The following is a 25,813-nucleotide window of genomic DNA, read 5'->3' as shown; positions in this document are numbered from 1 at the left end:
AAAATTTAGTTATCTTGAGTAAAGTAAGCGAGAATATCTTCATCAACTAAGCTAGGAAGTAATTTCCGAGAGCTCCAACCCATTGACATAGCATACTTTAAAATACGTTCGCTAGGTGCATAAATGGTTAGTGTTTTTAACCAAGGCCGAGCCGCTTCCGGCACAATATCATATAGCCGTTGTAATAGTTCAACGCTACTAATAATAGCACCGTTAAGATTTTCCTGTTGCCATTGTTTAACTAAAGATAATGCGTCTAATTGCAACGCAATACGTTGATATGATTCAAAGTAGTTAACAAACGCGCCGCGCTCCATTAAGCGTTCCGCAAGTAACTCTCGTCCACCGACACCGCGTAAAATTAGCACCTTCTGGTATGTTACATTTTGCAGGCAGGGCAGAGCCAACAGACCTTCACTATCAAACCCTTGTACTGGCACGATGACGTTTTGTTTGCAGGCCTGTTCTAGCTTGGTTTTTGTGCCGTTGCCGACGGCTAAATAAGTTGCGATTGGCCAAGGTTTGCCTGCTAATGCTAGATCCGTATAATCTACGGCATTGCCACTGACGGCGATAATCAGGTCATGATTATTAGCCACCACGGTATCAATATCGGCAGTGCTTTCAGCCATTGTTAATAAGGGTTGAGCATGGGCAAAGATGCCATGCTCTTTGAGTATGTTTGCTAAACGTGTAGCATGCGGTTCAAACGAGTCACCAATAGGCGTGGCGTTGACATGGGAATTACATCTCTTGCTGATAAACATCGGCTAATATCTGTTTCGCGCCGCTATCGAGTAATTGCTGTGCCAATGTTAGACCTAACTGTTCAGCATCATCTTGGTGGCCCGTGATCTCTTTACGGATAATCTCCTTGCCATCAACACTGCCCACTAGCCCACGTAAAAATAGCTGTTCACCCTGTAAAATGGCATAACTACCGATGGGGACTTGGCATCCTCCTTGAAGCGCAAGATTCATGGCTCGCTCGGCAGAGACACGTAAACGTGTAACCGTGTCTTCAAGTGGTTGTAGCAGTGCGATGGTTTGTGCGTCATCAAGGCGGCACTCGATACCAACGGCACCCTGACCAACGGCGGGAAGACTTTGCTCTGGTTCAATAACGCTGGCAATACGCGCTTGCATTTGCAGACGAATTAACCCTGCTGCCGCTAAGATAATGGCATCGTACTCACCGTTATCAAGCTTCGCTAAACGAGTATTTACATTGCCGCGTAAATCTTTAATCTGCAGATCTGGACGCTGTGCACGTAACTGGCATTGGCGTCGTAAACTGGATGTGCCGACAATGGCACCCTGTGGGAGTTCCTCTAAACATGTGTAGTTGTTAGAGACAAAGGCATCGCGAGGATCTTCTCGTTTACAGATCACCGTTAACCCTAAACCTTCGGGAAAATCAACGGGTACATCTTTCATCGAATGGACTGCGATATCGGCACGCCCCTCTAAGATCGCAACTTCTAACTCTTTGACAAAAAGCCCTTTACCGCCAACCTTGGCGAGAGGGGTATCGAGAATTTTATCGCCTTTTGTTTTCATCGCTAACAGTTCGACCGTTAAATCGGGATGGAATTTTTGTAGTTCCGCTTTGACAAAGTTAGCTTGCCACATAGCCAATGGGCTATGGCGAGTTGCGATACGAATTATTTTGCCACTCATTTGATTTTATCTCATTAAAAACGTAATTTATTGATGCTACCAAAGATAACTTCAATTAGCATCTGTAATAGAAATAAAATACTAACCGTCATATGATCTATCTGTAAAACGTTATTTTATGCAAATCAGCGAATATCTTCATGCCTTAGTTGCCGATATTTGTGTAGAGAATTATAAAGGAAGCTTCATGAAACAGTCATTACCTGAAATTTTGAAATGTACATTGGTGGCCAGCAGCCGATTTTTTAAAATTGAATCTCTACAGCTAAAATTCAGTAATGGTGTGCAACGTGAGTTTGAACGGATGCAAGGGCAGCACCAAGGGGCGGTGTTAATTGTCCCTTTTTTCGATAAAGAGACACTGTTATTGATTCGTGAATATGCTGCTGGCACCCATTCATACCAACTTGGTTTTCCCAAGGGGTTGATTGACCAAGGTGAAACGGCTGAAATTGCTGCTAATCGAGAATTAAAAGAAGAGGTCGGTTTCGCTACTCGCTCTCTCACCAAATTAAAAAAAGTATCCATGGCACCGAGTTATTTTAGCAGTGAGATGACGTTGTTTATGGCAACGGATTTTATCCTGAAAAATTAGCGGGCGATGAGCCTGAACCGCTTGAAGTGATAAAGTGGCCATTAAATAAGGTGGAAGAGTTATTAATGCGCGATGATTTTCAAGAGGCACGCAGTATTAGCGCACTGTTGTTAACATTGAAAAAGTTACAGGAAGAAAGTTAGGGAGAGTAGCACTCTCCCTGATAGGGATTAAAATAGACGGTTTAATCCATTGAGTGCGGCTACCCGATAAGCCTCAGCCATGGTGGGATAGTTAAAGGTGGTGTTAACAAAATATTCAATCGTGTTTGCTTCCCCCTGTTGCTCCATGATTGCCTGCCCGATATGGATAATTTCCGCGGCTCGTTCACCAAAGCAGTGTATGCCTAAGATCTCTTTCGTCTCACGATGGAAAAGAATTTTCAAACTACCAACATCTGAGCCGAGTATTTGCGAGCGTGCTAAATCCTTAAACTGGGCGCGACCAACTTCATAGGGGACTTTCTGCTGGGTTAACATCTGTTCAGTTTTGCCTACGGAGCTCATTTCAGGAATGGTATAGATCCCCGTTGGAATATCTTTGATTAATTTTTTCTGCCCTGCGCGCGTTAAAATAACGCGTGCAGCAATGCGCCCTTGATCATAGGCCGCACTCGCAAGGCTGGGGTAACCGATTACGTCGCCAATGGCGTAGATATTATCGACGCTGGTTTGGTAATGCTCATTGATAGCTAGTTGACCCCGTCCATCGGGCTGCAAACCAATTTCCTGTAAATTCATATTATCCGTGTTGCCCGTTCTACCATTAGCAAAAAGTAGGCAATCTGCTTTCATTTTCTTACCTGACTTAAAGCTGATCACCACGCCATTTTGCGTCGATGTGACACTTTCATACTCTTCATCGTGGCGCAGAATGATGCCAGAATTTCTAAAGTGGTAGGAGATAGCGTCCGACATTTCGGTATCTAAAAAAGATAACAGCCTGTCACGGGTATTAATGAGATCTGTTTTGACACCGAGCCCTCTGAATATAGAGGCATACTCACAACCGATCACACCCGCACCATAAATGGCGATGTTTTTAGGCTGATAATTTAGCGATAAGATGGTATCGCTGTCGTAGATGTTGTTGGCGGTAAAGTCGATATCATCAGGTCGGTAGGGGCGAGAGCCCGTTGCGATAATGATATTTTTTGCGCTGATTAGCTCCGATGAGCCATCATGTTTTGTAATGGTTAAGGTATGGTTATCGACGAAGGAGGCGCTGCCAAAATGTATATCACAGCCATTGCGCTTATAAAAATTACTGCGCATGGAAACTTGTTTATTAATCACTTGTTCGCTGTGGCGTAGTGCGTCAGCAAAGGTGAATGATTTTTTTTGAAAATAATTATCATCAAAAAGAATATTATTTTTCAGCTCAATGAGTTGGCTAACACTGTGGCGCAGTGCCTTTGATGGAATGGTGCCCCAATGTGTACAGCCTCCACCAATTCGTTCATATTTTTCAACGACAGCAACACGTAAGCCCGCCTTAGCCAGCTTCATCGTTGCCCCTTCACCGCCCGGACCGCTGCCAATGACAATTGCATCGTAATCATAGCTTGCTATATTTATATCTTTGAGTTTTGACATGGTGATCCTTCACGATAAATAGACAATGTGCTTCATATTAACAAGTTACATTATTTTGTCACACAAACTTACAACAAATCTGGACATTATTGCTACGATATTGTTGCAAGTTGTGAAAATAAAAACAGGAAAAATTACCAGTATCATGTTATTTTTAGAAGCTTAACATCAAATGGTCATTATTAAGGAACTGCTCATGAGTCACCCCACCATTTCGTACAAATGGCTTATTTACACATTTTTAATTGGTCTTTCTATTAGCGCCTGTTTTTCGATACTCACTGTGTCACAAGTCTCCTTTTCTATCTTTCCTTTTTTGACGTTATTTTTTACGGTCAATAAATTTTACGGAATATATATTAAAGAGGGAAATTATGAAGCCAATGTTGGCCCAGCTTGGGTGGCATTGTTTATTGGGATATTCTCCTATAGAGCGTTAATTGCTGCACACTACCCGGAGCTTGGTTCTAATTTTATATCGATTACCATCACATTGCTGTTGTGCATCTGGCTGATGTATAAACTGATGTTCGGTGATAAACGTTACTCTGCATAACGCATTGCTGATCAACCGAAGCCTTTTACATTGATCGGCTTCGGTGTCTGTTTTTTATGTTTCTAGCAGCTTATTATTGCCCGAGGGGGTGTTGAAAGCGTTTAAAAATCAAGGAGGTGTTAATTCCACCAAAGGCGAAGTTATTACTCATAATATATTCACACTCTATGTCACGACCACTACCTGTAATGTAATCTAATTGCCCACAGGCTGGATCAATATTGTTTAGGTTCAGTGTTGGATTAAACCAACCCGTATTCATCATCTCAATCGCAATCCACGCTTCAATCGCACCACAAGCTCCTAACGTATGACCAAAATAACTTTTTAATGAGCTAATTGGTGTGTTTTTTCCGAGCACATTTGCAGTGGCATTGCTTTCTGCAATATCACCCCGTTCGGTAGCCGTGCCATGGGCAGAAATATAGCCAATTTTATCCGCACTGATAGCCGCATCCTGTAGTGCCATTTGCATACAGATTTGCATGGTGCTTTGCTCGGGTTGGGTGACATGTTTCGCATCACAATTAGTCGCAAAACCAACTAACTCCGCATATATTTTTGCACCACGTGCTTGCGCATGTTCATACTCTTCTAAGATTAATGTACCAGCCCCTTCGCCAATCACTAAGCCATCCCGATCTTTATCGTAGGGGCTCGGTGATGATTTGGGATTGTCATTTTTTAGACTAGTGGCAAACAACGTATCAAATACGGCTGATTCCGTTGGGCATAACTCTTCTGCACCACCTGCGAGCATAACGGTTTGTTTGCCATACTTAATGGCTTCATAGGCGTAACCTATTGCTTGACTGCCCGAAGTGCACGCGCTGCTAGTCGGAATAATACGACCCTTTAAGCCAAAAAACAGGCCAACGTTCACCGCGCAGGTATGTGGCATCATTTGTACATAGGTGGTTGCGGTAATCGCACTGGTCGTTTTGTCCGTCAGCATCACCCCAAAAGCCCTCACTGCATCGGTACTGCCTGCCGACGAGCCATAGGCTATTCCCGTTTGCCCATTGCTTAGTACCTCATGTCCTAGCAACCCACTTTGTATTAATGCATTTTCCGAGGCTAAGGTGGCTAATTTAGCAACACGGCCCATTCCACGGACCATTTTGCGGGTGTAATGTTTTGGTAATTCAAAGCCATCGATTGGCGCGGCTAACTTGGTGTTTAAACCTTCATATTGCTCATAGCTTGGCATATATTGTGTTGCATTTTCACAGGCTTTTAGCCTTGTTAATACCGTTTCCCAATCATTACCCAATGCGGTAACACCAGACATACCTGTAACCACGACTCTGCGCTCATTGCTCACGCTAAACCTCCATTAATCGAAATGACTTGACGAGTCACGTATGCGGCAATGTCAGACATTAAATAACTGACCAGACCTGCAACCTCTTCAGGCTGCCCCATTCTGCGTAAGGGTACCAGAGGTAGGGCGTGTTCTTTAACTTCCTCCGTGACCATTCCCGTATCGACTAAACCTGGGGCAACACAGTTTACCGTGATTTTACGTTTAGCAACCTCTAAGGCTAATGCTTTTGTTGCACCAATAATACCCGCTTTGGCTGCGCTATAGTTAGTTTGCCCTCGATTGCCTATGATACCCGAAACGGATGCCAGCGTGACAATGCGCCCACCTTGACGCAGTTGTACCATGGGCATGATACAAGGGTGAAGGACATTATAAAAAGCATCTAGGTTAGTGTGTACCACGCTATCCCACTCTTCACCCGTCATGGCAGGAAATACCGTGTCATTCGTGATACCTGCATTACTAATAACACCATAATAGGCACCATTGGCTTCAATATCAGCTTCTAAGACCTCTCTGCATTGTTCTCTATCGCGAATATCAAATTGTAAAATTCGACCTTTACCACCTGCTTCATTAATGGTTGCGAGGGTTTGTAATGCACCAGCTTGGTCGCTCATATAATGTATAACAATGATGAAACCATCTTTACTTAGTTGCGTCGCGATCGCACGGCCAATGCCTTTACTTGCGCCAGTCACTAACACCGATTTTGTCATTTATATTTCCTATTTCTTACTGCTAAGTTGTAACTTATCTTGTGGTGGAACAAAGGCATTTAACTGGCAGCTTGCTAATACTCTGCTATTACATTCAATGCGACAGGCAAATGCAGCCATGCCTTCATTTTCCAGTAATTGTTCGGCATAAATATCTAAGGTTTCCCCTAACTTAAACTCGCTGCATTCACTATGATAACGACGACTACCTAATAAAAAACCGATTGGGGAGGGCTCTCCTTGCTGATTCGCATGGTAACCCGACCAAGCAGCTACGGTTTGTGCCATAAATTCAATGCCCACCCATGCTGGAGTGGCGTTAAGCTGTTTATCAAAAAACAGTCCGAATTCATTAATGGTTACTTGGCAGTGGATGGTTAACGCAGTCACATCGATGACGTTATCAATTAAGATCATCGGCATTTTATGCGGAAGTAGTACACTGATATCTGCAAATTTAGCCATGATAGTATCCAAATATTAACGATACATTATTCCCACCGAAGGCAAAGGAGTTGCTTAACAAAGCCTTTTTTTGTAACGGCTGTTTTGTCGTGACTAATTTAATCGGCGCCATGTTTGTATCAAAAATTCCATCGTTAATTTGTATGGGGAGATCTAGCTTTTCCTGTAGCAGCAGGCAGCAGATACTCGCTTCGAGAATGCTTGCTGTACCTAGCGTGTGGCCCGTTAAAGGTTTCGTTGAACTAACGGGGACGGCGTCTTGGAATAAACGATAGATTGCCTTCGATTCCATCGCATCATTAAGTGGCGTCGCTGTACCATGGGCATTGATATAGCCAATGTCATGGGCGTTTAATTGTGCATCATGCAATGCTTTTTGCATTGCGCTTATTGCGCCGAGTCCTTGCGGGTGCGGTGCTGAAATATGATGTGCATCCGAGCTATCTCCGACACCTAATAAGGCGATGTTATTACTGCTTTGTTTTGTCGAGAGCAACATAAAGGCAGCGCCTTCACCAATATTTATACCATTACGATTGGTACTAAAAGGGTTACAGAGTGAGCTAGATAACGCCTCTAAGGCATGGAAACCATTGAGTGTCAGTTTGCACAATGAATCTGCACCCCCAACCAATACGGCATCGACTAATCCTGCTTTTAATAAACGTTTGGCGGAAATAAAAACCCGACCACTAGAAGAGCAAGCCGTGGAAATGGTGTAAACCCCCGTCACTTGTAGGTATTGAGCAATAAATTCACCTAAATTACCCAGCTCTTGTTGTCGATAATGGTAATCGTCAGGAAACTCACCCATTGTATTTTTAATCGCTAAAGCCTGTTCGCCATCACTGATCCCTGAAGTGCTGGTGGCCATGATAATGGCAACACGATCGCTACCATATTCAGTGATCGCGGCACGTACATCCTTTTCTATTGTAAGCAAGGCGGATAATGCGATTTGATTGTTGCGTGTATTAAACTGTCCTTTAATCTCAGGTAGGGGGCTTTTGATTTTGCCGACAACGGTCGACTTACCATCATTTAGCCAAGCGTTCCAGGGCACATATCTTCAGAGAAGCCCTCTGCTAAACGTTGCTTCGCTATATTTAAGGTATTTCCTAGCGCGGAGTTCATTGCCCAGCTATTAATATACACGGGAAAAATCGTGTTTTGTTTATCCATTACTGCCCATTATACGTTTCAATGTTAATAATATAATTTAGTTGTAAGTGTTTGATGGTGATCAATCCCTGCAGGTGAGGGGTTGTTTGATAATCTATTTGCATAATCAAATCACCATTGCCATCCATTAATAAACGTTGTTTCTCTGTTGCCATTAATGACCAACCGATATTTGCAAAAGGTGTTTGCCAAGCCTGTGCTGGCCAAATTGACAGCATCACATTAAACAACACTTGCTCAGGTTTTGGTAAATTCGCTGCGAGCCCCGGTATAGTAGAGGTTTCTATTTTTTGCTCTGTATACTTAACACTCAATAGTGGTGCTCCCCAAGCTGAGAAAGCCGCTAATACCAACTGTTGTGAATCGACTTGCAACTGCACCATCAGTTGTTGTTGTTGCTCTCCCCATTGCGCGCTAATTAACTGACTAATATCTAGCGTTCGCTGTAGCTGTGCAGGAGTAGGTAAGGTGACAAAGGTGTTTTTTGCGACCTCGACTTGTAGCGGATCCGCTCTGTTCTGTAATGGCTGCATTGAACAGGCGGAAAGTATGAACATGGCTAATAGAGAGCTAATCAGGCGCATTAATTTTCCTTTGCATTGCTAACGGTGCCAATAACCAAGCCACCGTAATACCACTTAGCAAGGTGATCCCAAAACCATGTATTGCCTGTGTTTCACTGAACGCTAATAAACCAAAGGATAACAGAGTGGTGATAGCGGAAAGTGTGATGGCTAATAACGTATTTGCATTGTGATTATGCCGTTTTTGTTCGGCAAAAAAAGTGTGTAATCAATACCGATACCTAAAATCAGCATTAATGCTAATAGATTGAAAATAGTGATCGGTATGCCCATGATGCTTGTTATCGCCAGTCCGGCGCAAGCAGCAATGAATGGGGGGTGATCACCAATACCGTTTTCCCTATAGGGTAGCGTAACAACAAAAATATTGTGATCAGTAAGTAGGCGGCGGCTAATAATTCACTAATATGTTGGCGATACTCCTTAAAAATCGAAGAGACTTCATCGACTTTATTGAGATAAGTTAAATCAGAAAAGGATTGGCTATAGTTTTTTAGCTGAGCAACATCCTCTAGTTCATTGATTAAAATGATGGATGAGCTAATTCCGTTAATTTCATCTAACCATAGAAAAGAGACAGCCTGAGAGACGGGTGACTGTAGATATCTATCAAAACTTAATGGTTGGAAAGGTGCGATGGTCGTAATAGGCGCCGTGAGGGCTAATTTTTCGCGTAAATTTTCTGCCTGCGATTGGTATAGTTGAACGACTAAATGGTAGTTGTATTGTTGTGTGGATATTGACGGAAGAAATTGGCTAATCGTTTGATAGTTTTTCAATAAACCTTGTTGTTGCCACTGTTGTAGCTCTTTTTGTACCTCTTCGAGACGCATTAGTAACGCTTGCTGAGTATCCGCTTTGACCAGTAGCATGTGCTGATTTTGGCCCATCGCGGTGATCTCTTTGATCAGCCGTTCCTGTGCTTTTAAATGTTCAGGTTGCGTTTGTAGCTGGCGAATATCGTCATCAAAGTGTACCTGTGTTAATGCAATACAGGAGATAGCGAATACCCCAAGTGGGGTTAACAACCTTATTTTTGGACGATCCCATAAAGCTAAGTAACGCATTAGCGGGCTTAAGTTAGGGGCTTTGCTTGTACTTGCAGATCTTGCTAATAATGGATACCAGCAGATGACGGTCAAATAGGCGGCTAATAGCCCGACCACGGAGAATAAAGAGAGTTGTTGTAGGCCAGGGAAAGGGGCAACCAATAGCCCTAAATAACCAATTAAACTAGTTACTAACCCTAATGTTATAGCATTAAAAATACCCTTTAACGCCCGTTGTGAATGCCAATTTTTGTTGTTGAGTAAACGCTCTGTTAAAAAGTGAAACGCATAATCGATGGAGACGCCAATTAAACTGGCACCAAATATTAAGCTAAACAGATGTACTTTTTTAAACACCAATACGGTTACCACAAAGGCAACAAGCAAACCGCAACCGATAGAGAGTAGGGCGAGCGTTAATGGTAATAGGCTGCGATATAGCAACAGCAAAAGCATGACGATCCCGATTAATGAGCCGACACCAATGAGGTTAATTTCATTAATGGCGCTTTGTGTACCGTGGGATGCGTAAAACAGTGTTCCGGTATGTATCAGTTGCACATCAAATTGTGTTTGTAGCGAGGTCTCTAGGGCGAGCAGTTTGGGTAACAGTGCCTGTGTTTTTAAATTATATGGGCTATTTGCAAGTTGTGCATGCACCATAATATAAAAAGTGTCCTGCCATTGTCGGCTTAAGTAGCCCTGTTGTAAGGTGAATTTATTGATTGACTCGCCTTTGTCAGCCATATATTCACGGAATAATAAAAACGGATCGCTTGCGATCTCTTGCCCTGTCACACCTGAAAAAGGGTTGTATATTTGTTGGATTACCCGCTCGGTTTGTTGATTCGGGGATGCTGATAAACGCAACTGTTGTGTTGGTGATAATAATTGTGCTCGGTAGGGGAAATATAAATCTGCCCACGCTTGTTGTTCCTGCTCATTAATCTTGCCAGAAACTGAGGCGAAGAGGCCCAGTGACGCTAATTGCTGTTCAAAATAGGGTGCGGCTTGTAAAGCTTGTTGTTTATCTTTGCTCGCAATCAAAAACAGGAGTTGATTACCTAACTTATCCGCTACCTGTTGAAAGGCTTGTTGCGCAAAAGTATCTTGCTCATTTTCGGGTAACAGCGCGAGGATATTGGTCTCTATGGGAAGTTTATTTTGCCCAAGTGTCTGCTGTAGCAATAACAGTGCGCTACCGATAATAATAATTAGCCAACAGAGGGCTAACTTAGAACTGTAAAGAAGAACGTTCATCTTTGCTTAAATGGGGTGGGTAGCTGTGTTGATTTATAAAATTAATCTTCGTACTGTCACCCTGTAATTCGTTTAATTGCAGTGTTTCGATATACGTTGCACCAGAAATAGTTATCTGTTGAAAGATTTTGTCCAATGGTGAACTTTTTGGGGTTAATAGTAATGACCAACGCTCGCCTTTACTCTGTAATTCCATCACAAACTGCTCACTTAACCCCTCGGTATCACCTTTAAATAGGGATAAAAAAAGGTGGCTAAAATAAAACACCATAGGGTTATCCGATGCTTGCATTATTTGCGCAGGTTGATCGGCAATGCGTTGGCTTAATTTATCTTTATTCAAGGCTAAGGTGATGAGAAAGGGTTTTGTTTGTGACCAGAGTAGACCCTGTTGTTGTTCGATAAGAAATTCGCCACTCGATAATAGAGGCTGTTTAAACAACTGCATGTTTTTGATTTGTGTATATTGTCCTCGCACGATTTGATGCGCACTCAATTTTTCCTGTAATTGCGTGATAGTGGTGGCGTGAATAACAGCACTAAAACTTGCAAACAGTAACCAAATTAAACAGAATTTTTTAATTAACAAAATAGGGTTCCAGTTTATCTAAGAATACTTGCGGTGATGCAAAGCACATCTCTGCGTTTTTGAGTCCGACCGCTACCTGCCGAGTATAACCTTTGGTCATTCGTACTCCGCTAATGGCATCATAGATAACATAGTCAACACGCAGGTGGTGCTCCCATTCCGTTAAGCTCGCGGTAATGCGAATTTGATGATGAAAGGGGATCGCTTTGACGTATTTTACGTAGCTATCTATGATCGGCCAAGCGTACCCTGATGCTTGCATATCGTGATAGCAATAATTTATTTTTTCCATCAAAATCCGTCGCGCTTCTTCAAAAAAGCGAAAATAGTTACCGTGATAAATCACCCCCATTGGATCGGCATCTTGAAAAGCGGTTACCAAAGTAACTTCTGCGGTTAGATCAATCTTACGTTCTATCATTATATTTCCATTAGTAAAGCTGCCAATGTTGTGCCTCAATCAGCGCCATAAATTTACGCAAATCAGCCTCTAACGGGCGATCTTCATCGACGGGAACAAACTCAGATAACACCGCATTCATCATGCTTTGTAAACCTTCACTAAAGTGGTTTTCATCTAATTCATTATGCCGTTTGCGTAATACCAACGCCTGTGTGGCGGCTAACAATGAGGCTGCGGTAACTTGTTCGCTAAGCTGTAATACGCGTAAACAATCGCGCGCAGCAATGGTCCCCATGCTGACTTTATCTTGATTATGGCATTCCGTTGAACGTGAAAAAACGCTCGCGGGCATAGTCAGTTTTAATGCTTCAGCGGTCCAAGCGGAAACGCCGATTTGTACTGCTTTAAAACCATGATTAATTGCTTTTCGAGGCCCTTCTGCGCCGGTTAGGTTATATGGTAGGCCATTATTAAATTTATAATCCATCAATTGAGCCATTTGCCTATCTAGCAGGTCGGCAATGTTTGCGACAACGGTTTTTAAGCTATCCATTGCCATCGCGATATGGCCACCGTAAAAATGCCCACCGTGTAATACGCGTTGATTGTCACCATCAATAATGGGGTTGTCATTGGCACTGTTTAATTCATTTTCAATCATGCTGCGAAAGAAAGGTAAGCTATCCTGTAAAACACCGATCACATGAGGCGCGCAGCGTAATGAGTAACGATCCTGTAAACGGTCACTATTGCGAGGTGGGCGCTCTGCTTGTAAATCCGCGCGCAACCAAGCCGCTATCTGTTGCTGACCAGGATGTGGTTTGACGGCGAACAGTGCCGCATCAAAATGAAAGTCATTGCCGTGTAGGGCAACGGAAACCATGGCGGTTATTTTGGTCGCTAATTGAGCGAGGTATTCTGCACGCTTAAAGGCTAAACAAGCTAATGCTGTCATCACCGCCGTGCCGTTCATTAACGCTAATCCTTCTTTGGGTTTTAGCTTGATCGGTGTTATGCCCAATTCCGCAAAGACCTCTGCCGTTGCGCGAATTTGTCCTTGGTAAATAACGTCACGCTCACCGATTAATACTGCGGCTAAGTATGAAAGTGGTGTTAAATCGCCACTTGCCCCCACCGAACCCTCTTCAGGGATACGCGGAGAAATATCGTGATTGATTAGGGTAACAATCTGTTTAAGTAGGTCATGAGTTACCCCTGACATAGCCTGTGATAAGGAACATAAGCGCGTTGCTAGTACCGCTTTTGATTGTTGCTCCGTGAGATTATTACCTAAACCACAACCATGAAATCGGGTCAGATGTAGGGGTAATTGATCAACCAACTCAGGTGGAATGGCAATGGTACAGGAGTCACCATAACCTGTTGTGACACCATAAATAACCCCCTCTTCTCGCAATAATGATTCAAGAAATGCCACACCTTTGTCTATCTTACTATTGAATTCACTGCTGTTACTCATTGCCGCACCCGCACCATTGGCGATAGCTACAATATCTTCAATACGTAAACGGCCTTCACCAAAGGTGATGCTTTGCTGTTTATTTGTCATCTCTCTTTCCACTTAAGTGCCAAAAATCAAAAAAGTTGTACCATTGCAGCGGAGCTTTCATGGCATAAAATTGTAATCGTGTGGCATAGCGTTGTACCACATTTTGTAAGGCTTGTTCTCGTTTACCTCTAGGGAGGTCAATGGCGTCGCTAAAATGTTCAAAATAGAGGTCAAAATGCGCCTCTTTTTTACTTTCATTGCGTAATGCAAACAGGAGATAAACGGGCGCTTTCAATAGCGCGGCTAAGATAAAGGGCCCCTGTGGAAAGGGCGCGGGTTTATCTAAAAAATCGGCCCAGACAGCACGATGTTCAACACGAGTTGATGTTCGGTCTCCGACAATCACCACCCATTCGCCCGCTTCAATTTTTTGTGCGAGTAAAATGGCCGTCTCTGGACCTAGTTTATCCACTTGGATGATATTTAGCTCGGATTTAGGGTTAACGGCTTTCATCACCGTATTAAAGCGTGTGGCATTGGCGGTAAAAACGAGCGCATTGATTTTAAGTTGCTGGTGGTGCTGACTTAATGCTCGACATAACTCTAAATTACCTAAATGCGAACCTAAAATAACAGCCCCTTTTCCCGATGCGATAATGGCGTCGATCTGCTGCTTGCCGTGTATGGTTAAGTTATCGAGACAAAAGTCCCCCTTCCACGCAGCGAGTTTGTCCAATATCGTCAGGGCAAAGGAGTTGATATGGCGATAAAAGGTTAAATGTTGCGGCACGTTGAGTTGCGATTTCTTAGCGACAATTTTTATTTGCTGCAAGAATGCCGATGACGCGTGTTTAGTTTCCTTGGCAGTCAATGAATAATAAAAAAGTACGGGGGCTAAAAACATTTTAAAAACATTTCGACCAAATAGGGAGTAAGCCGCTAATAGCAGTTTGATACCATAATAAGTGCCGCGTTCACTTTGTTTCGACCAGTGTTGCTGCCGTTGTTGGTTGAGGCGTTTATGGCGTGTTAACAGTTTAGGAATACGCGTTAACATGGCAAAAAACAACTTGCTGTGCATTTTACTGATCTGCACATTATCTTTAAAAGCATGAAAATGAGAAATACCATCTTCAGGGTAAATAACCTTGGTATTGATAAAACGGACATCGCAATCAGCCCAATATAGTCTGACCATGATCTCCGTATCAAAGTCCATGCGCAATCCCAATTGACAGTGATTAATGAGTGCGATGGTTGCGGCTATTGGGTAAGCGCGGAAACCACACATGCTGTCTTTAATGGAAAAGGATAAGGTTTCTACCCAAACCCAGAAATGGGTAATGTAACGACCATATAGGCGAGCTTTGGGAATGGATTGGTCATAAACGGGACACCCAGATATTAACGCTTGTGGGTGTTTTTCGGCTTCGCTTAATAGTGCAGATAAAGCGTCCAGATCATGTTGGCCATCAGCATCAATTTGAATGGCATGGCTGTAACCAAGTTGTGCTGCCCGCTTAATGCCGGCAATGACAGCGGCCCCTTTCCCTTGATTAGTGGCGAGGGTTATGACGGTATGATTGGCTAGCAAAGGCAATAGTGCATTTTTGGTCTGTATATCACTCCCGTCATCAATAATAATAATAGGGTGGTTATAGCGTTCACAGAGTGTTGCGACGACAGCAGGTAACATTCGTCCATGGTTATAACAGGGAATGATGAAACAGGGGGCGAAATGGTTCATGCCGCGTTGACCAATTTAATACGTCCCGATGAGTGTGTTTTTACTGGCTGAACACCGTGACTGTTAAAACTAAAATAGAGCATTCCCTTGTCACTCTGCCACTTTAGAGTCAATGATACCGTCTGATTTGGTAAGATAGCCTCTTGAAATTTAATGACTTCCATCCCGGCAAATTTGTTGGGGCAATTTAATAAAGTTTGTCCATAATAAATCGCCCAGTCAATTTGCGCCACGCCCGGCAGAATCGGGAAGTCAGGGAAATGCCCTTGAAAATAGGCTAATGACGGTTCCATAAATAGCAGTAGTTGCAGCTCATTATCTGCTATTTTTTGTGCAACGATGGGCGCTTTATTGAGTGGCATCTGTTTCTCTACTGTGATCATTAAATAATGCAGACAACTCATTATGTAACTGTTTGCCCTGTCTGTTAACCGGGATTTCATCCACTATACGAAAATATCGAGGAATAGCAATGGGTTCAATCCAGAGCCGTAGTTGTTGGCGAAGTAATAGGCAAAATTGTCCTTTACCCTGCTTTTTCAGGGCTTGCACACCTTGCTCAGTCAGTTTGATGACCGCGCCTAAACATAACCTCGTCTGTGAATTTAGTAGAATAACGGCGCTTTCGGCAATCCAAGGTAGCTCATTAATACGCAGTTCTACTTCCGTTAAAGCGATCCGTTTTTCTTCAATTTTAACGATTCGGTCGATGCGGCCTTTTAGTAAAAATTGCCGTTCGTTGAGTAATTCACATTGGTCGCTTGTTTGGTAAAATTCGGCATTATCTATCCAAGGCGATTTGATCAGTAAACAGCCTTGCTCATTACATTGGGCGCGTAAGGGGGAAAATAAAGTCCAAGGTGTTTGCGCGGATTGCTGTTGGCGATAGGCAATACCACCGGTTTCGGTGCTGCCAAAGACTTCGATCGGCAACTGTTTTAAACAGGCTTCATTATGTCGGGCGGTTTCGTAATTAAGCGCGCCTCCAGAGGAGAAAATAGCGCGATAGCCAGCACCTTCACAGGTATCGCTTAGCCGTTTGAGCAACGCAGGGCTCGCAATGAGGGTGCGATTTGTCTTCGCTGCCTTTATTACCTGCTCAGGATAAATGAGATCGACACTATTTATCGCCCGACCTGCACAAAGAGGCCATAGTATGCGAAATAGCAAACCATAAATATGTTGATGCGATACGCTACTGACAATCTCTGTTTCTGTTAATAATTTCCCCCAAACCTCTTGTAAGGAGTGAATTTCAGTATCTAATAAGGCCAGCGTCTTATGAATCGCCTTCGGGAAACCGTTTGAGCCAGAGGTATATAAAAGCAGGGAGACGTTATTGATATCCAATATTTGTTTAATCGGCTCTGCTTTTTTATCGGCCGCAAAAGGCAATAAACAGTGCTTACTTTTTATTGTTGTTAGTAAATCCTCATCCGTTAGTAACCCATCAAATTGTTGCGCTAATAGGGCAAGCATCTCGGGTTGATGGTTACCTGGTAATATTAATTGTTTGTCAGCGTAGGCAGCAGCAAAAAAAGCAACTGAAAATAGATAACTATCTTGGCAACAAATAGCCCATCTCAGCGCAGTTTGTTGGCGCAAGTGAGCGGATAAATCCGCTATATCAGTAATAAAGTGATGCCAATTTTTATTGCTTTGATTAGAAAAAGCGACCCGTTGATTGAACTTGCGATCGGCAATTAATAACTTATCTAGAGGACTAAAATTCATTATTCTTTCTTTTTACATATAAGCGCATCACATATTCACACGCAAATAGAGTACCCGCTAATAAATAACTGATCAGGCCATTATATAAAGTCCAAATCTCCATACTCATAAAACCAGTGGTGAGGGAGATGGTCGCGTTAATAATAAAAAAAACGCACCATACTTTAGTGACTTGGCGTGTATATAAAATCGCATAGTCAGGTAATTGTGGTTCTTGTAATCGCGCAAAACGTTCACAAAGCGTCTCTTTTTGCCATAGGCTTGCCATAAATACAGTCAGCATCAATAAATTGACAATAATCGGATAATAGGTAAACCAACTGCTATTTTTAAAGAGGTAAGCGAGCAGAGATAGCGCAATGCCAGCACAACCACTTAGCCAAGTAATATATTTAAGCTCTCGCAGGCGGGTTTGATTTCCCCCGATGATGCGTAAAACAAACATCATGACTAATAAGGCGCTAATGGCGCCGATCCCCCAGTGGCTTAAACCATAATAGACAGCAAGGGGATAAGCCAATAAAACCAGCACTGACAGTAGTGTCAGTAGTTTCATTATGCGCTCTTTAAGAGATTTTCAACTGCATCAACGATATCTGCAACGGTACGCACCATTTTAAACTCTTCCGGTTTGATTTTTTTACCCGTTAGTTTTTGTAAATGTACGACTAAATCAACGGCATCTAAACTATCGAGATCTAACTCGCTATAAAGGTTGGTTTCAAGATGAATATCTGCTTCGTCAACTTCAAAAAGCTCAATCAGTGCGCCTTGAATTTGTTGAAAAATATCTTCACGATTTAATTCAGGCATGGTTATTCCTTACTTTCAAAAATATATTTAGATAAATTACCGACCGATGCAAAATGGTTGCGGACGTTAGGATCATCAGCATCAATGATGACGTTGTAACGCTTTTTAATGGCTAACCCTAATTCAAGCGCATCAATTGAGTCTAAGCCGAGGCCGCCGCCAAATAGCTCAGCATCGGTTTCAATATCTGCCACGCTGATATCTTCGAGAAATAGCGCATCAATGATGAGTTGTTTTATTTCCGTATGTAATTCGTTCATTAAGTCCTACTTACTGATTTTTAAGTGTGATCGGGTGGAAAAAGATCGCTAAGGTGCCTATTTAAATTTCTGACCGCTACCGAAGGAGGAAGGTGACTATCAATAAAAGGCTGTATGCTTAGTTTATCTTTTACTTGCACGTGGAAAAAGGGCTTTATGTCAGGAACTTGATACCATTTTGTCTCTTTGGTTAAAAAAGGGGGGGATACATGAATATGTATCATCCGTATATCTGTCGCTGTTTTGATAGCAATTTGTGCAGCCCCTCGTTGTAAAACCGAATGTTTACCGGGCGTGGTGCGTGTTCCTTCAGGAAAAATTAAAAGCACATTGCCATCATTTAAGCGTTTAGCGCAATGTTCGATTAACTCTTGTGCGCCGTTGTTGGGAATATATCCCGCTGATTTAACTACGCCTTTCATAAAGGGGTTATGCCAAATTGCAGCTTTCACTAAACAGTCGCATTGCTTTAGGCGGGAGGCGATCAGTACGTAATCAATTAAGCTAGGGTGATTCGCTATAAGCAAACAATTTTTATCTAATTGTAACTTTTCAGCACCTTCAATACGGTAATCAAGCGCACCGAGAAAGCGCATGGTGTCACAGAAAAGCGAAAATGCGCGCTGAATTATTTTTTGTACTTGTAACTCTCGTTGACTGACTTCTTTGATGGAAAAGGTTAATAGAGGAAAGATAATAAAGGTAAGCGTCAGTCCGCCCAAACCAAATAAGCTAAAACAGAAAGCCGTCGCGAAAATACGCCATAATTTATTAATACGTTGGTAGAGTGTCACAATTGTTTCGTCCAAATCCATTTTTTATGATTACTTTTAATTTCCATGTTGCGCATTGTTAAAAGAAAATCTATGACATTAAACGCCTGTGGGTATTCTTCTCGCTGATTTTGTTGATTTTGTTGATAACTGATCGAAACGTCCCGCCCAGATTGTAACAACATGGCGAACGCATAGCTTGGGTATTGCTGAGTCTCATATTGTTGATATAACGCGGGTAACATTTCATCAAAATCAACGAGTAAGACCGTATGTTGTGGGTTTTCCGCAAGGTAACAGTAGGCCTCAATAATGGCACTTGTGAGGCTATTATCTGACGCGGTTATTGATGTCACAGGCGCGGTGCAATGGCTAGCGATGGTGAATAAACCCGCCGCGGTATTATGTACCGATTGCGAAAAAGCCATCGGTGAAGCATCTTCGCCTTTAATGATATCTTCAAGTAAAGCGACTGTCCGAGAGAGTTCTGCATGGCGGCTAGAGAAAACAATATAGTCGATCTGCGCTTCTTGAGAGAGTTGTAGGGCAGTTTGTACCGCTATTTTACTTAAACGACTCATGCGTCGACGCATCATCGGCGGAATTAAATTATCTGCAACGCTCTCGGTTGTCGTTGGCCAGCGTTTGTTTTTATCTAGCCATGTTTGCCAATCTTTCCTGTTATTTACTCCTGGAGCTAATGCGAGCCAAGCTTTTATATTAAATTCGATATCATCCATAAATCTTATTCTTTGTTTTAATGACGAGTTACAAGCTGTAGCATAGCAAGGTAGTAAATCTACCATCAATCATGCATTGCTACTCGCGATATGATCAAAAAAAGATTAATTGCTGCTGATACTGTTACTTTGCCAATAAAAACATACAATAACCCTACTCGTAGCAGTTGAATTACGATTCATTAACGAAATAACAGACAAATTAATAGATTAAATAATAGGGGCGTCATGATTGATTTTTCTAAGGATCCATTAACGGCATTACAAGCAAAAAATGAAGCACAAAAATTGGCCTTTTCCCCAATTGTTTTTCATGCTGCTCGCACGTTACGAGATCTCGGCATTTTAACGGTATTAGATAACGCTCAGTCACAAGGGTTAAGTGCGACAGAAATAAGTCGGCAAACGAATGTTTCTGAATATGGCGTAAAAGTGTTATTAGAAATGGCATTAAGTGCCCATATCGTTACATGGGAGAAACCCAATTACGTTATTGCTAACCTAGGGTATTTCCTATTACACGACAAAATGACGCGTATTAACTTAGATTTCACGGCGGATGTTTGTTATGCCGCGATGATGCATTTAACCGAATCGATACAAAAGGGCGTTCCTGCGGGTTTAAAGGAGCTGGGTAATTGGGCAAACATTTATGAAGGTTTATCCATTTTGCCTGGGAAAGCGAAAAAAGCTGGTTTGAATTCGACCATTTCTACTCAGATAGAGCTTTCCCTATTCTTTTGCAAACCATATTTAAAGATAAACCTAAGCGTATCTTTGATATTGGCGGCAACACCGGGAGATGGTCTTTACAATGCGTTAATTATGATAGTGATGTCGAAATGACGATTATTGATTTGCCACAGCAGATTGAAATGGCGATGAAAAACGTAAAAGCACAAGGTTTTGCAGATCGCATAAAAGGTTACCCCATGAATATGCTCGATAAACACCTCGCTTTACCAACGGGCGCTGATATTTGGTGGATGAGTCAATTTCTAGATTGTTTTTCTCCTATGGAGATACTTAGTATTTTACAACGAGTACGTAATGCCATGAGTAAACAGGCTAAATTGTATATTTTAGAGCTGTTCTGTGATGCTCAGAAATATGAAGCGGCAACATTAAGCTTAAATGCAACGTCATTATATTTTACCTGTCTTGCTAATGGGAATAGTCGCTTTTATCGCAGTGAAGATTTCTTGGAGATAGTTGAGGCCGCAGGATTTGTTGTGGTGAAACGTAGTGATGATATCGGTTTGGGGCATACCCTGCTTGAGTTACAGGTAAATTAATGGGGAAAATTTCTCATTCTCTGCTGTTGAACCACATGGCGGACATCTAGCCATCTTGATGTGCGGATTGCCAAAAATCACAACACACGTTAAAATGCCCCATAAAAACTATGGGGTCTTAAACATGTCTACAAAATGGAACGGTGAATACATCAGCCCTTATGCTGAACACGGTAAAAAAAGTGAGCAAGTTAAAAAGGTAACCGTCTCAATTCCCACCAAAGTTTTGAAAATACTGACCGATGAGCGAACGCGTCGTCAAGTAAACAACCTGCGCCATGCAACCAATAGCGAATTGCTTTGTGAAGCATTTTTGCATGCCTATACGGGGCAGCCTTTGCCGAAAGATGAAGACCTAGATAAAAATCAAGATGCAGATAAAGTAACAACTGAATAATAATGTTCCATATTTAAAAAACTAGCTCGCTTTATCTCGTCGTTGATTGTCTGTTGCTATGTCGTTGTAGACAAATAGAGAATTACCTTTCATTTTTTTAGCCATTGATTTCGCGTATGTGGTTAATACGGCAACATCGTGATGCGTTTTACAAATGGGCGGTGGTAAACTTACGCAACCTATGGATAAACTCAAAAGCGGGTGGAATTGTTTATTACCTTCGCGATCTTCACCTAATATTCCGCCCTTTAGTAGATCTTCTGGTTGGTAGCGATCGCGAACCCAGTTAGCGAACTTGTTGAGTATTTTCTGGCATTTTTTTTGCCAAGAATCAGAGGATAGAATTAAAATAAAATCATCTCCACCAATGTGGCCAATAAAGTCATCACGATCAGTAATAACCTCTCTTAAAATATCTGCAACGCCAAGGATTATTTGGTCACCTTTTTCATAACCATAATAGTCATTGTATGGCTTGAAATGGTCTAGATCGATGTAACAGACCGCAACGGGTATTTGCTCTTTAATCCGTAGATCTAATCTTTTACTGATGGGGACATTACCAGGTAACAAAGTGAGTGGATTGGCATAGCGCGCATTATCGATTTGTAGATTAGTGATCTCCTTAAGAAGGTCAATAATGGAGCCAACGCCTTGGTATTCTCCATTACTTACAATAATAAATTCCAGTGCTTTTTTACTTCTAACTTGATCGCTAATTAACATACTGGCTTGTTCAATCGGTAAATTATTCTCTAATATCAGAACATGCCGATCAACGAGCGATGTTATTTTGTTTTTGCCTGATAATTCTCGCCCGTATTTTGAAAAAAATAAATTTGTTAGGCTGTTACGGCGAATTAAGCCAATCGGTATATTATTATCAAGCACTGGAATGCTATCTAAGTCTGGTGCTTGCTTAAACAAATCCGCACACGTTTCTACACTTGTTGAAACGTTAATTGCATCGATATATTGCAATAAATCACCGACTTTTTTTGATGAAATAAGCCTGTTTTTACTTCTTTTGGTGACTCGCCTATCACTGAAAAAATGGTTCTCTACCTTTTGGATGGGGAGCGGCTCTGGGTGACTAAAATAATAACCTTGGCAAAATGGTAAGCCAATTTTTTCTATAAATTGAAATTCATCGACTGTTTCAATACCCTCGGCAATCACCTTACAATCTAGCTCTTGAGCAATATTTTTTATCGAGCGTACAAATTGCTGTTTTACTTTATCGTTATCAATATCACACATAAAGTGGCGATCAATTTTAACAAAATCGGGGCGCAACTCATACCACATACGAAGTCCAGAGTAACCCGAGCCTAAATCATCCATGGCAATTTCAAAGCCCATCTCCTTATAATGCTTTAATGCATCTCGAACTAGTTCATAATTCTCTAAGGGACTGTGTTCAGTTAATTCAATGACGACACGGGAAGGCGGGAAGCCTATTTTTTCCAGTAATTTTAATGTTTGGCCTGATTTGAAGTTAGGTTGGAAGAGCGTTTCTGGGCTCGCATTAAGAAATAGCTTCCCGGGGAGGTCAAGTTTTTTGAATTGCAGAATTGATAACTCGCGACATAAAAACTCCAATTCGACTAATCTGCCTTGTTGTTTGGCCTCTGCAAATAGCGCCACTGGTGAATGCAATGTACCTCCTAACGGCCCCCGTATTAAGGCCTCATATCCAAAAATACTACGTTCCGCATTTTCAATAATGGGTTGAAAAACAACGCTAAGATTTTTATTTTGAATGATAGAGTCCAGTGAAATCGTCGTTAAATTTTGCATATTTAGTCTTCATTAAATAGGTTAGATTCGAGATTTTTACTCATTTTATTTGGCTCTCTTTAGCTAACCTTTAAAGGTTATAAGGTATTGTAAATAAAGTGTTAAATCGATAAGTGATATCCCTGTAAAGCGTTTAAGATAAGGTTTGTTTGTGACGTTTTTATGACAATTGCTGGTATCGCAATCAATTTGCTTCTCTATTTGAACATGGTTTGATTAATGTCATTTTATGGGTTATTCCCTTAATTCTTTTCGTATAAGAATTTATTCATTTCCGTGAAAATTTAATTATTTATTTATCTTTTCTTAATAAAAAACAATTACTTTAAATAATTCAGTTGGTTATTAAAGTACATTTTTGATTAAGGTGAATAAAATAATGAAGTTAAAAGTTAAACATAAATTAATCCTACTAACTTGTATTCCCATTTTCATTACGATTTTTTTTATCACGATTATGTTTCACTCTTCTAATGTATTGATTAAAAATACAGAGGATGTGATATCTAAACGCTTACTGCCTATTATTCAATTAAACGAAATAGTGACGCTTTACTCGACCAATATTGTCGATTTGGCGCATAAGACGCGTGCACAAATGTTGCTCTGGAGCGAAGCTGATGAGCAAATAAAAAGTGCCCAAAAAACATTGCAAATAAGTTGGCAACAATATTTAAGTAGTGAATTATCAGAGCAAGAAAAAATATTGATAGAAGGCAATCAGGGCGCTTTTGAATCGGCACAAAATACGATTCTCAAGTTGCAAGGTTTTATTGAAGCACAATCGAGTTATGCAATGAGTGATTTTGTCGATCTTGAGCTTTATAGTGGTATTGAGCCAATCACAACACTCTTAAAAGCGTTGATTAAGCAGCAGAAAATCATAGCAGATGAGACACTGCAAGAGGCTCAGCAATATAGTGCCACTATTAAACAGTGGCTTGGTATTATTGCTATTAGTGTTGCTCTTGTTGCTCTAATGTTGGGCTGGTGGCTCGTTTGGGGTGTGAATCGTCGCCTCGATAAGATGCTCAATATTATTACGCAGATTGAATCGAGTAACAATTTATCACTGCAGCTAGATATGCCGCAAGGAGACGAATTTGGGGATATCGGTAGGCGTTTTGATCGTATGATCCGCTCCTTTGCCGTTATTATCGAAAGTATACAAGAAAACTCCGCCCATTTAGCGACGGAATCACAGCAATTGGTTGCTATTAATCGTAGCAATGAAGCGCAGTTACTTGCCCAGCAGGTAGAGTTGCAATCGACAATTAGCAGTGTCGATAGTTTGAATGAAGCAAGTTTGCTTCATTAGATGACTTACAGGTTACTAATGGTGCTGTGATCGATGCCAATGGTAAGGCGCATGATTGTAATCAAACGGTCAAAGAGACGGTCGCCGCTATTATGGATGTGGCACTATTGGTGAAGGATAATAGTGACAATATGACACATTTACTTACTAGCAGTAAGCAAATTGGCAAAGTCACCGAGGTGATTCAATCTATTGCTGAGCAAACTAACTTGTTGGCCTTAAATGCAGCGATTGAAGCCGCTAGGGCTGGAGAGCATGGGCGAGGCTTTGCCGTTGTTGCTGATGAAGTGCGCCAGTTAGCCACTAAAACGACCCATTCCATTAAAGATATTCAAGCTATCATTGCCAGTATTCAAAAAAATACAAAAATCTGTTATCAGTTGATGTGTGAGGGAGAAAAAGCGAGTGATAACGCAGTTTTAAAAGCGGAAGCAGCAAGTCAACTACTGTTACAGATCACCCATATTTTCGATAAAATTGCCGTGCAAACGAATACGATTAGTGAACGGTCCCAATTTCAAATGGAAGTGGTCAGTGGAGTAAAGAAAAATATTAATAATACCGAACAATTAGCTGGCTTATCGGCGAAAATGTCTACAGATGGATTGAACTACAGCGGTGAAATGGTCTCGCGTGTTGAACAAATTAATGCGCAGTTAAGGATATTTAGCACGGTGTAAGGTTAACTATCTGATTTTACATACTAGTTAGTGTCTGAGGCTAAGCCCGTACAGTATTGGCTAAGCCTCTCAGGAAAATATTTTTAGTTAATATTTGCTAATTCTCTGTGACTCTTCCTATACTGATTAAAGATTAAATAATAACTGTTATCAATACGATGACTTGAGGTATCACTCATTTCTCAGTTGAAGCGTTTTTTAACTAATCGGGAGGGGAAATAATGTTGTCGAAGCCAGTTTATGAACTTATTCCTTATGCCTATTTGAGTATAGGTGGTGTGAGTGCCATCTCTATCGATAGCATACTGGGGCTTTTCTCGGGTATAGCTCTTTATGGATTAGGGGCTTTAGTGTGGATGATGCGATTTCATTATAGGCATCCTGCAAAAGCAAATTTTTATCGACGCGGGACGCTTCTACCTGAAGCAATTTATGAATTTAAACCCTTTATACTTTTAGCTTGTTCACTTTTTTTATTTGCATTTTATATCACGCCTTGGGCGATTGGGGGCGGTTTCGCTCTCGTTGCACATAGTTTTTATATCCTATTGAAGCGTTACCAGAACCGCACCTATGTAAGAGTTTAGTCCCGACATTAGCGCTATGCATGACACATTGTGGCTATTATTAAATGGGGTGCGGGCTTTAGCCCGCCATTTGCTACTGTGTGTAGAGAGTATCCATCTTTATTTAATCATAACGGCTTAAATTTGCCCGTTTCGTAATAATAATATGAAGATCA

Annotated in this window: 29 protein-coding genes and 1 pseudogene; 8 read left to right on the top strand and 22 right to left on the bottom strand. The window is 41.6% G+C overall.

Annotated features, from left to right (window positions below; all coding sequences use genetic code 11):
• Positions 1 to 5: 5 nt before the first annotated feature.
• Both AB1A03_RS01300 and hemC read right to left on the bottom strand, forming a co-directional pair.
• On the bottom strand, positions 6 to 767 hold the full coding sequence (locus AB1A03_RS01300) for a uroporphyrinogen-III synthase (RefSeq protein WP_354622789.1): 762 nt from the start codon (positions 765 to 767) through the stop codon (positions 6 to 8).
• Positions 745 to 1,680: a hydroxymethylbilane synthase gene (gene hemC / locus AB1A03_RS01295; RefSeq protein ID WP_354622788.1), complete on the bottom strand. Its 936-nt coding sequence runs from the start codon at positions 1,678 to 1,680 to the stop codon at positions 745 to 747. Before hemC ends, AB1A03_RS01300 begins: the two co-directional genes overlap by 23 nt.
• Before the next feature lie 187 nt (positions 1,681 to 1,867).
• On the opposite strand from hemC, the pseudogene nudE reads away from it, so the two are divergent.
• A pseudogene (gene nudE / locus AB1A03_RS01290) lies at positions 1,868 to 2,418 on the top strand (ADP compounds hydrolase NudE).
• A 27-nt stretch (positions 2,419 to 2,445) separates the two neighbouring features.
• Here the strand turns inward: nudE and sthA are convergent.
• A complete protein-coding gene (sthA, locus tag AB1A03_RS01285; RefSeq protein WP_354622787.1) occupies positions 2,446 to 3,870 on the bottom strand; it encodes a Si-specific NAD(P)(+) transhydrogenase in 1,425 nt (474 codons plus the stop codon).
• 196 nt (positions 3,871 to 4,066) lie between these two features.
• On the opposite strand from sthA, the gene AB1A03_RS01280 reads away from it, so the two are divergent.
• Positions 4,067 to 4,426: a DUF1422 family protein gene (locus AB1A03_RS01280; protein WP_354622786.1), complete on the top strand. Its 360-nt coding sequence runs from the start codon at positions 4,067 to 4,069 to the stop codon at positions 4,424 to 4,426.
• Positions 4,427 to 4,499: 73 nt separating this feature from the next.
• Here AB1A03_RS01280 and AB1A03_RS01275 read toward each other — a convergent pair whose 3' ends face one another.
• The 18 genes from AB1A03_RS01275 to AB1A03_RS01190 form a co-directional block, all read right to left on the bottom strand.
• Positions 4,500 to 5,750 (bottom strand): beta-ketoacyl-ACP synthase, encoded by a 1,251-nt coding sequence (locus AB1A03_RS01275; RefSeq protein ID WP_354622785.1) that lies wholly within the window; start codon positions 5,748 to 5,750, stop codon positions 4,500 to 4,502.
• Positions 5,747 to 6,472, bottom strand: coding sequence for a 3-ketoacyl-ACP reductase FabG2 (locus tag AB1A03_RS01270; protein ID WP_354622784.1), 726 nt, complete (start codon positions 6,470 to 6,472; stop codon positions 5,747 to 5,749). Before AB1A03_RS01270 ends, AB1A03_RS01275 begins: the two co-directional genes overlap by 4 nt.
• Positions 6,473 to 6,481: 9 nt before the next feature.
• Positions 6,482 to 6,937, bottom strand: a complete 456-nt coding sequence (locus tag AB1A03_RS01265; protein ID WP_354622783.1) for a hotdog family protein — start codon at positions 6,935 to 6,937, stop codon at positions 6,482 to 6,484.
• Positions 6,930 to 8,000, bottom strand: coding sequence for a beta-ketoacyl-[acyl-carrier-protein] synthase family protein (locus tag AB1A03_RS01260; protein WP_354622782.1), 1,071 nt, complete (start codon positions 7,998 to 8,000; stop codon positions 6,930 to 6,932). The genes AB1A03_RS01265 and AB1A03_RS01260 overlap by 8 nt, the downstream gene beginning before the upstream one ends.
• The gene (locus AB1A03_RS01255) at positions 7,979 to 8,119 is read right to left on the bottom strand and encodes a hypothetical protein (RefSeq protein ID WP_354622781.1); all 141 of its coding nucleotides are present in this window, start codon (positions 8,117 to 8,119) and stop codon (positions 7,979 to 7,981) included. The genes AB1A03_RS01260 and AB1A03_RS01255 overlap by 22 nt, the downstream gene beginning before the upstream one ends.
• Positions 8,119 to 8,703, bottom strand: a complete 585-nt coding sequence (locus tag AB1A03_RS01250) for a DUF3261 domain-containing protein (RefSeq protein ID WP_354622780.1) — start codon at positions 8,701 to 8,703, stop codon at positions 8,119 to 8,121. Before AB1A03_RS01250 ends, AB1A03_RS01255 begins: the two co-directional genes overlap by 1 nt.
• 281 nt (positions 8,704 to 8,984) lie before the next feature.
• Positions 8,985 to 11,012 (bottom strand): MMPL family transporter, encoded by a 2,028-nt coding sequence (locus AB1A03_RS01245; RefSeq protein WP_354622779.1) that lies wholly within the window; start codon positions 11,010 to 11,012, stop codon positions 8,985 to 8,987.
• A complete protein-coding gene (locus tag AB1A03_RS01240) occupies positions 10,987 to 11,601 on the bottom strand; it encodes an outer membrane lipoprotein carrier protein LolA (RefSeq protein ID WP_354622778.1) in 615 nt (204 codons plus the stop codon). Before AB1A03_RS01240 ends, AB1A03_RS01245 begins: the two co-directional genes overlap by 26 nt.
• A complete protein-coding gene (locus tag AB1A03_RS01235; protein ID WP_354622777.1) occupies positions 11,591 to 12,022 on the bottom strand; it encodes an acyl-CoA thioesterase in 432 nt (143 codons plus the stop codon). Before AB1A03_RS01235 ends, AB1A03_RS01240 begins: the two co-directional genes overlap by 11 nt.
• 10 nt (positions 12,023 to 12,032) lie before the next feature.
• Complete coding sequence (locus AB1A03_RS01230; protein ID WP_354622776.1) at positions 12,033 to 13,574, bottom strand: HAL/PAL/TAL family ammonia-lyase; 1,542 nt, start codon at positions 13,572 to 13,574, stop codon at positions 12,033 to 12,035.
• Positions 13,564 to 15,261, bottom strand: a complete 1,698-nt coding sequence (locus AB1A03_RS01225) for a glycosyltransferase family 2 protein (RefSeq protein ID WP_354622775.1) — start codon at positions 15,259 to 15,261, stop codon at positions 13,564 to 13,566. Before AB1A03_RS01225 ends, AB1A03_RS01230 begins: the two co-directional genes overlap by 11 nt.
• On the bottom strand, positions 15,258 to 15,623 hold the full coding sequence (locus tag AB1A03_RS01220) for an ApeI family dehydratase (protein WP_354622774.1): 366 nt from the start codon (positions 15,621 to 15,623) through the stop codon (positions 15,258 to 15,260). The genes AB1A03_RS01225 and AB1A03_RS01220 overlap by 4 nt, the downstream gene beginning before the upstream one ends.
• Positions 15,610 to 16,995 carry an AMP-binding protein gene (locus tag AB1A03_RS01215; RefSeq protein ID WP_354622773.1) on the bottom strand — a complete coding sequence of 462 codons (1,386 nt, stop codon included), beginning with the start codon at positions 16,993 to 16,995 and terminating at the stop codon, positions 15,610 to 15,612. The genes AB1A03_RS01220 and AB1A03_RS01215 overlap by 14 nt, the downstream gene beginning before the upstream one ends.
• Positions 16,985 to 17,551 carry a COG4648 family protein gene (locus tag AB1A03_RS01210; protein ID WP_354622772.1) on the bottom strand — a complete coding sequence of 189 codons (567 nt, stop codon included), beginning with the start codon at positions 17,549 to 17,551 and terminating at the stop codon, positions 16,985 to 16,987. The genes AB1A03_RS01215 and AB1A03_RS01210 overlap by 11 nt, the downstream gene beginning before the upstream one ends.
• Positions 17,551 to 17,808, bottom strand: a complete 258-nt coding sequence (locus AB1A03_RS01205; RefSeq protein WP_354622771.1) for an acyl carrier protein — start codon at positions 17,806 to 17,808, stop codon at positions 17,551 to 17,553. Before AB1A03_RS01205 ends, AB1A03_RS01210 begins: the two co-directional genes overlap by 1 nt.
• 2 nt (positions 17,809 to 17,810) lie before the next feature.
• Positions 17,811 to 18,068 carry a phosphopantetheine-binding protein gene (locus AB1A03_RS01200; protein WP_354622770.1) on the bottom strand — a complete coding sequence of 86 codons (258 nt, stop codon included), beginning with the start codon at positions 18,066 to 18,068 and terminating at the stop codon, positions 17,811 to 17,813.
• A 20-nt stretch (positions 18,069 to 18,088) separates the two neighbouring features.
• Complete coding sequence (locus AB1A03_RS01195; RefSeq protein ID WP_354622769.1) at positions 18,089 to 18,877, bottom strand: lysophospholipid acyltransferase family protein; 789 nt, start codon at positions 18,875 to 18,877, stop codon at positions 18,089 to 18,091.
• Positions 18,859 to 19,581 carry a beta-ketoacyl synthase chain length factor gene (locus tag AB1A03_RS01190; protein WP_354622768.1) on the bottom strand — a complete coding sequence of 241 codons (723 nt, stop codon included), beginning with the start codon at positions 19,579 to 19,581 and terminating at the stop codon, positions 18,859 to 18,861. The genes AB1A03_RS01195 and AB1A03_RS01190 overlap by 19 nt, the downstream gene beginning before the upstream one ends.
• 228 nt (positions 19,582 to 19,809) lie before the next feature.
• Between AB1A03_RS01190 and AB1A03_RS01185 the strand changes: the two genes are divergently transcribed.
• The 3 genes from AB1A03_RS01185 (at position 19,810) to metJ (ending at position 21,273) form a co-directional block, all read left to right on the top strand.
• Positions 19,810 to 20,427 carry a hypothetical protein gene (locus AB1A03_RS01185; protein ID WP_354622767.1) on the top strand — a complete coding sequence of 206 codons (618 nt, stop codon included), beginning with the start codon at positions 19,810 to 19,812 and terminating at the stop codon, positions 20,425 to 20,427.
• Positions 20,322 to 20,876 carry a methyltransferase gene (locus AB1A03_RS01180; RefSeq protein ID WP_354622766.1) on the top strand — a complete coding sequence of 185 codons (555 nt, stop codon included), beginning with the start codon at positions 20,322 to 20,324 and terminating at the stop codon, positions 20,874 to 20,876. The genes AB1A03_RS01185 and AB1A03_RS01180 overlap by 106 nt, the downstream gene beginning before the upstream one ends.
• A 124-nt stretch (positions 20,877 to 21,000) precedes the next feature.
• Positions 21,001 to 21,273, top strand: a complete 273-nt coding sequence (gene metJ / locus AB1A03_RS01175) for a met regulon transcriptional regulator MetJ (RefSeq protein WP_354622765.1) — start codon at positions 21,001 to 21,003, stop codon at positions 21,271 to 21,273.
• A 21-nt stretch (positions 21,274 to 21,294) separates the two neighbouring features.
• On the opposite strand, the gene AB1A03_RS01170 is transcribed toward metJ, so the two are convergent.
• Positions 21,295 to 23,073, bottom strand: a complete 1,779-nt coding sequence (locus AB1A03_RS01170; protein WP_354622764.1) for a GGDEF domain-containing protein — start codon at positions 23,071 to 23,073, stop codon at positions 21,295 to 21,297.
• Positions 23,074 to 23,452: 379 nt separating this feature from the next.
• On the opposite strand from AB1A03_RS01170, the gene AB1A03_RS01165 reads away from it, so the two are divergent.
• From AB1A03_RS01165 to AB1A03_RS01155, 3 genes are all read left to right on the top strand, one after another.
• Positions 23,453 to 24,391: an MCP four helix bundle domain-containing protein gene (locus AB1A03_RS01165; protein ID WP_354622763.1), complete on the top strand. Its 939-nt coding sequence runs from the start codon at positions 23,453 to 23,455 to the stop codon at positions 24,389 to 24,391.
• A 26-nt stretch (positions 24,392 to 24,417) separates the two neighbouring features.
• Complete coding sequence (locus AB1A03_RS01160; protein WP_354622762.1) at positions 24,418 to 25,071, top strand: methyl-accepting chemotaxis protein; 654 nt, start codon at positions 24,418 to 24,420, stop codon at positions 25,069 to 25,071.
• 221 nt (positions 25,072 to 25,292) lie between these two features.
• Positions 25,293 to 25,658 carry a hypothetical protein gene (locus tag AB1A03_RS01155; protein ID WP_354622761.1) on the top strand — a complete coding sequence of 122 codons (366 nt, stop codon included), beginning with the start codon at positions 25,293 to 25,295 and terminating at the stop codon, positions 25,656 to 25,658.
• Positions 25,659 to 25,813: the final 155 nt, after the last annotated feature.

This window comes from Psychromonas sp. MME2, assembly GCF_040566515.1.
GTDB lineage: Bacteria > Pseudomonadota > Gammaproteobacteria > Enterobacterales > Psychromonadaceae > Psychromonas.
This window is presented reverse-complemented; position numbering and strand designations above follow the sequence as displayed.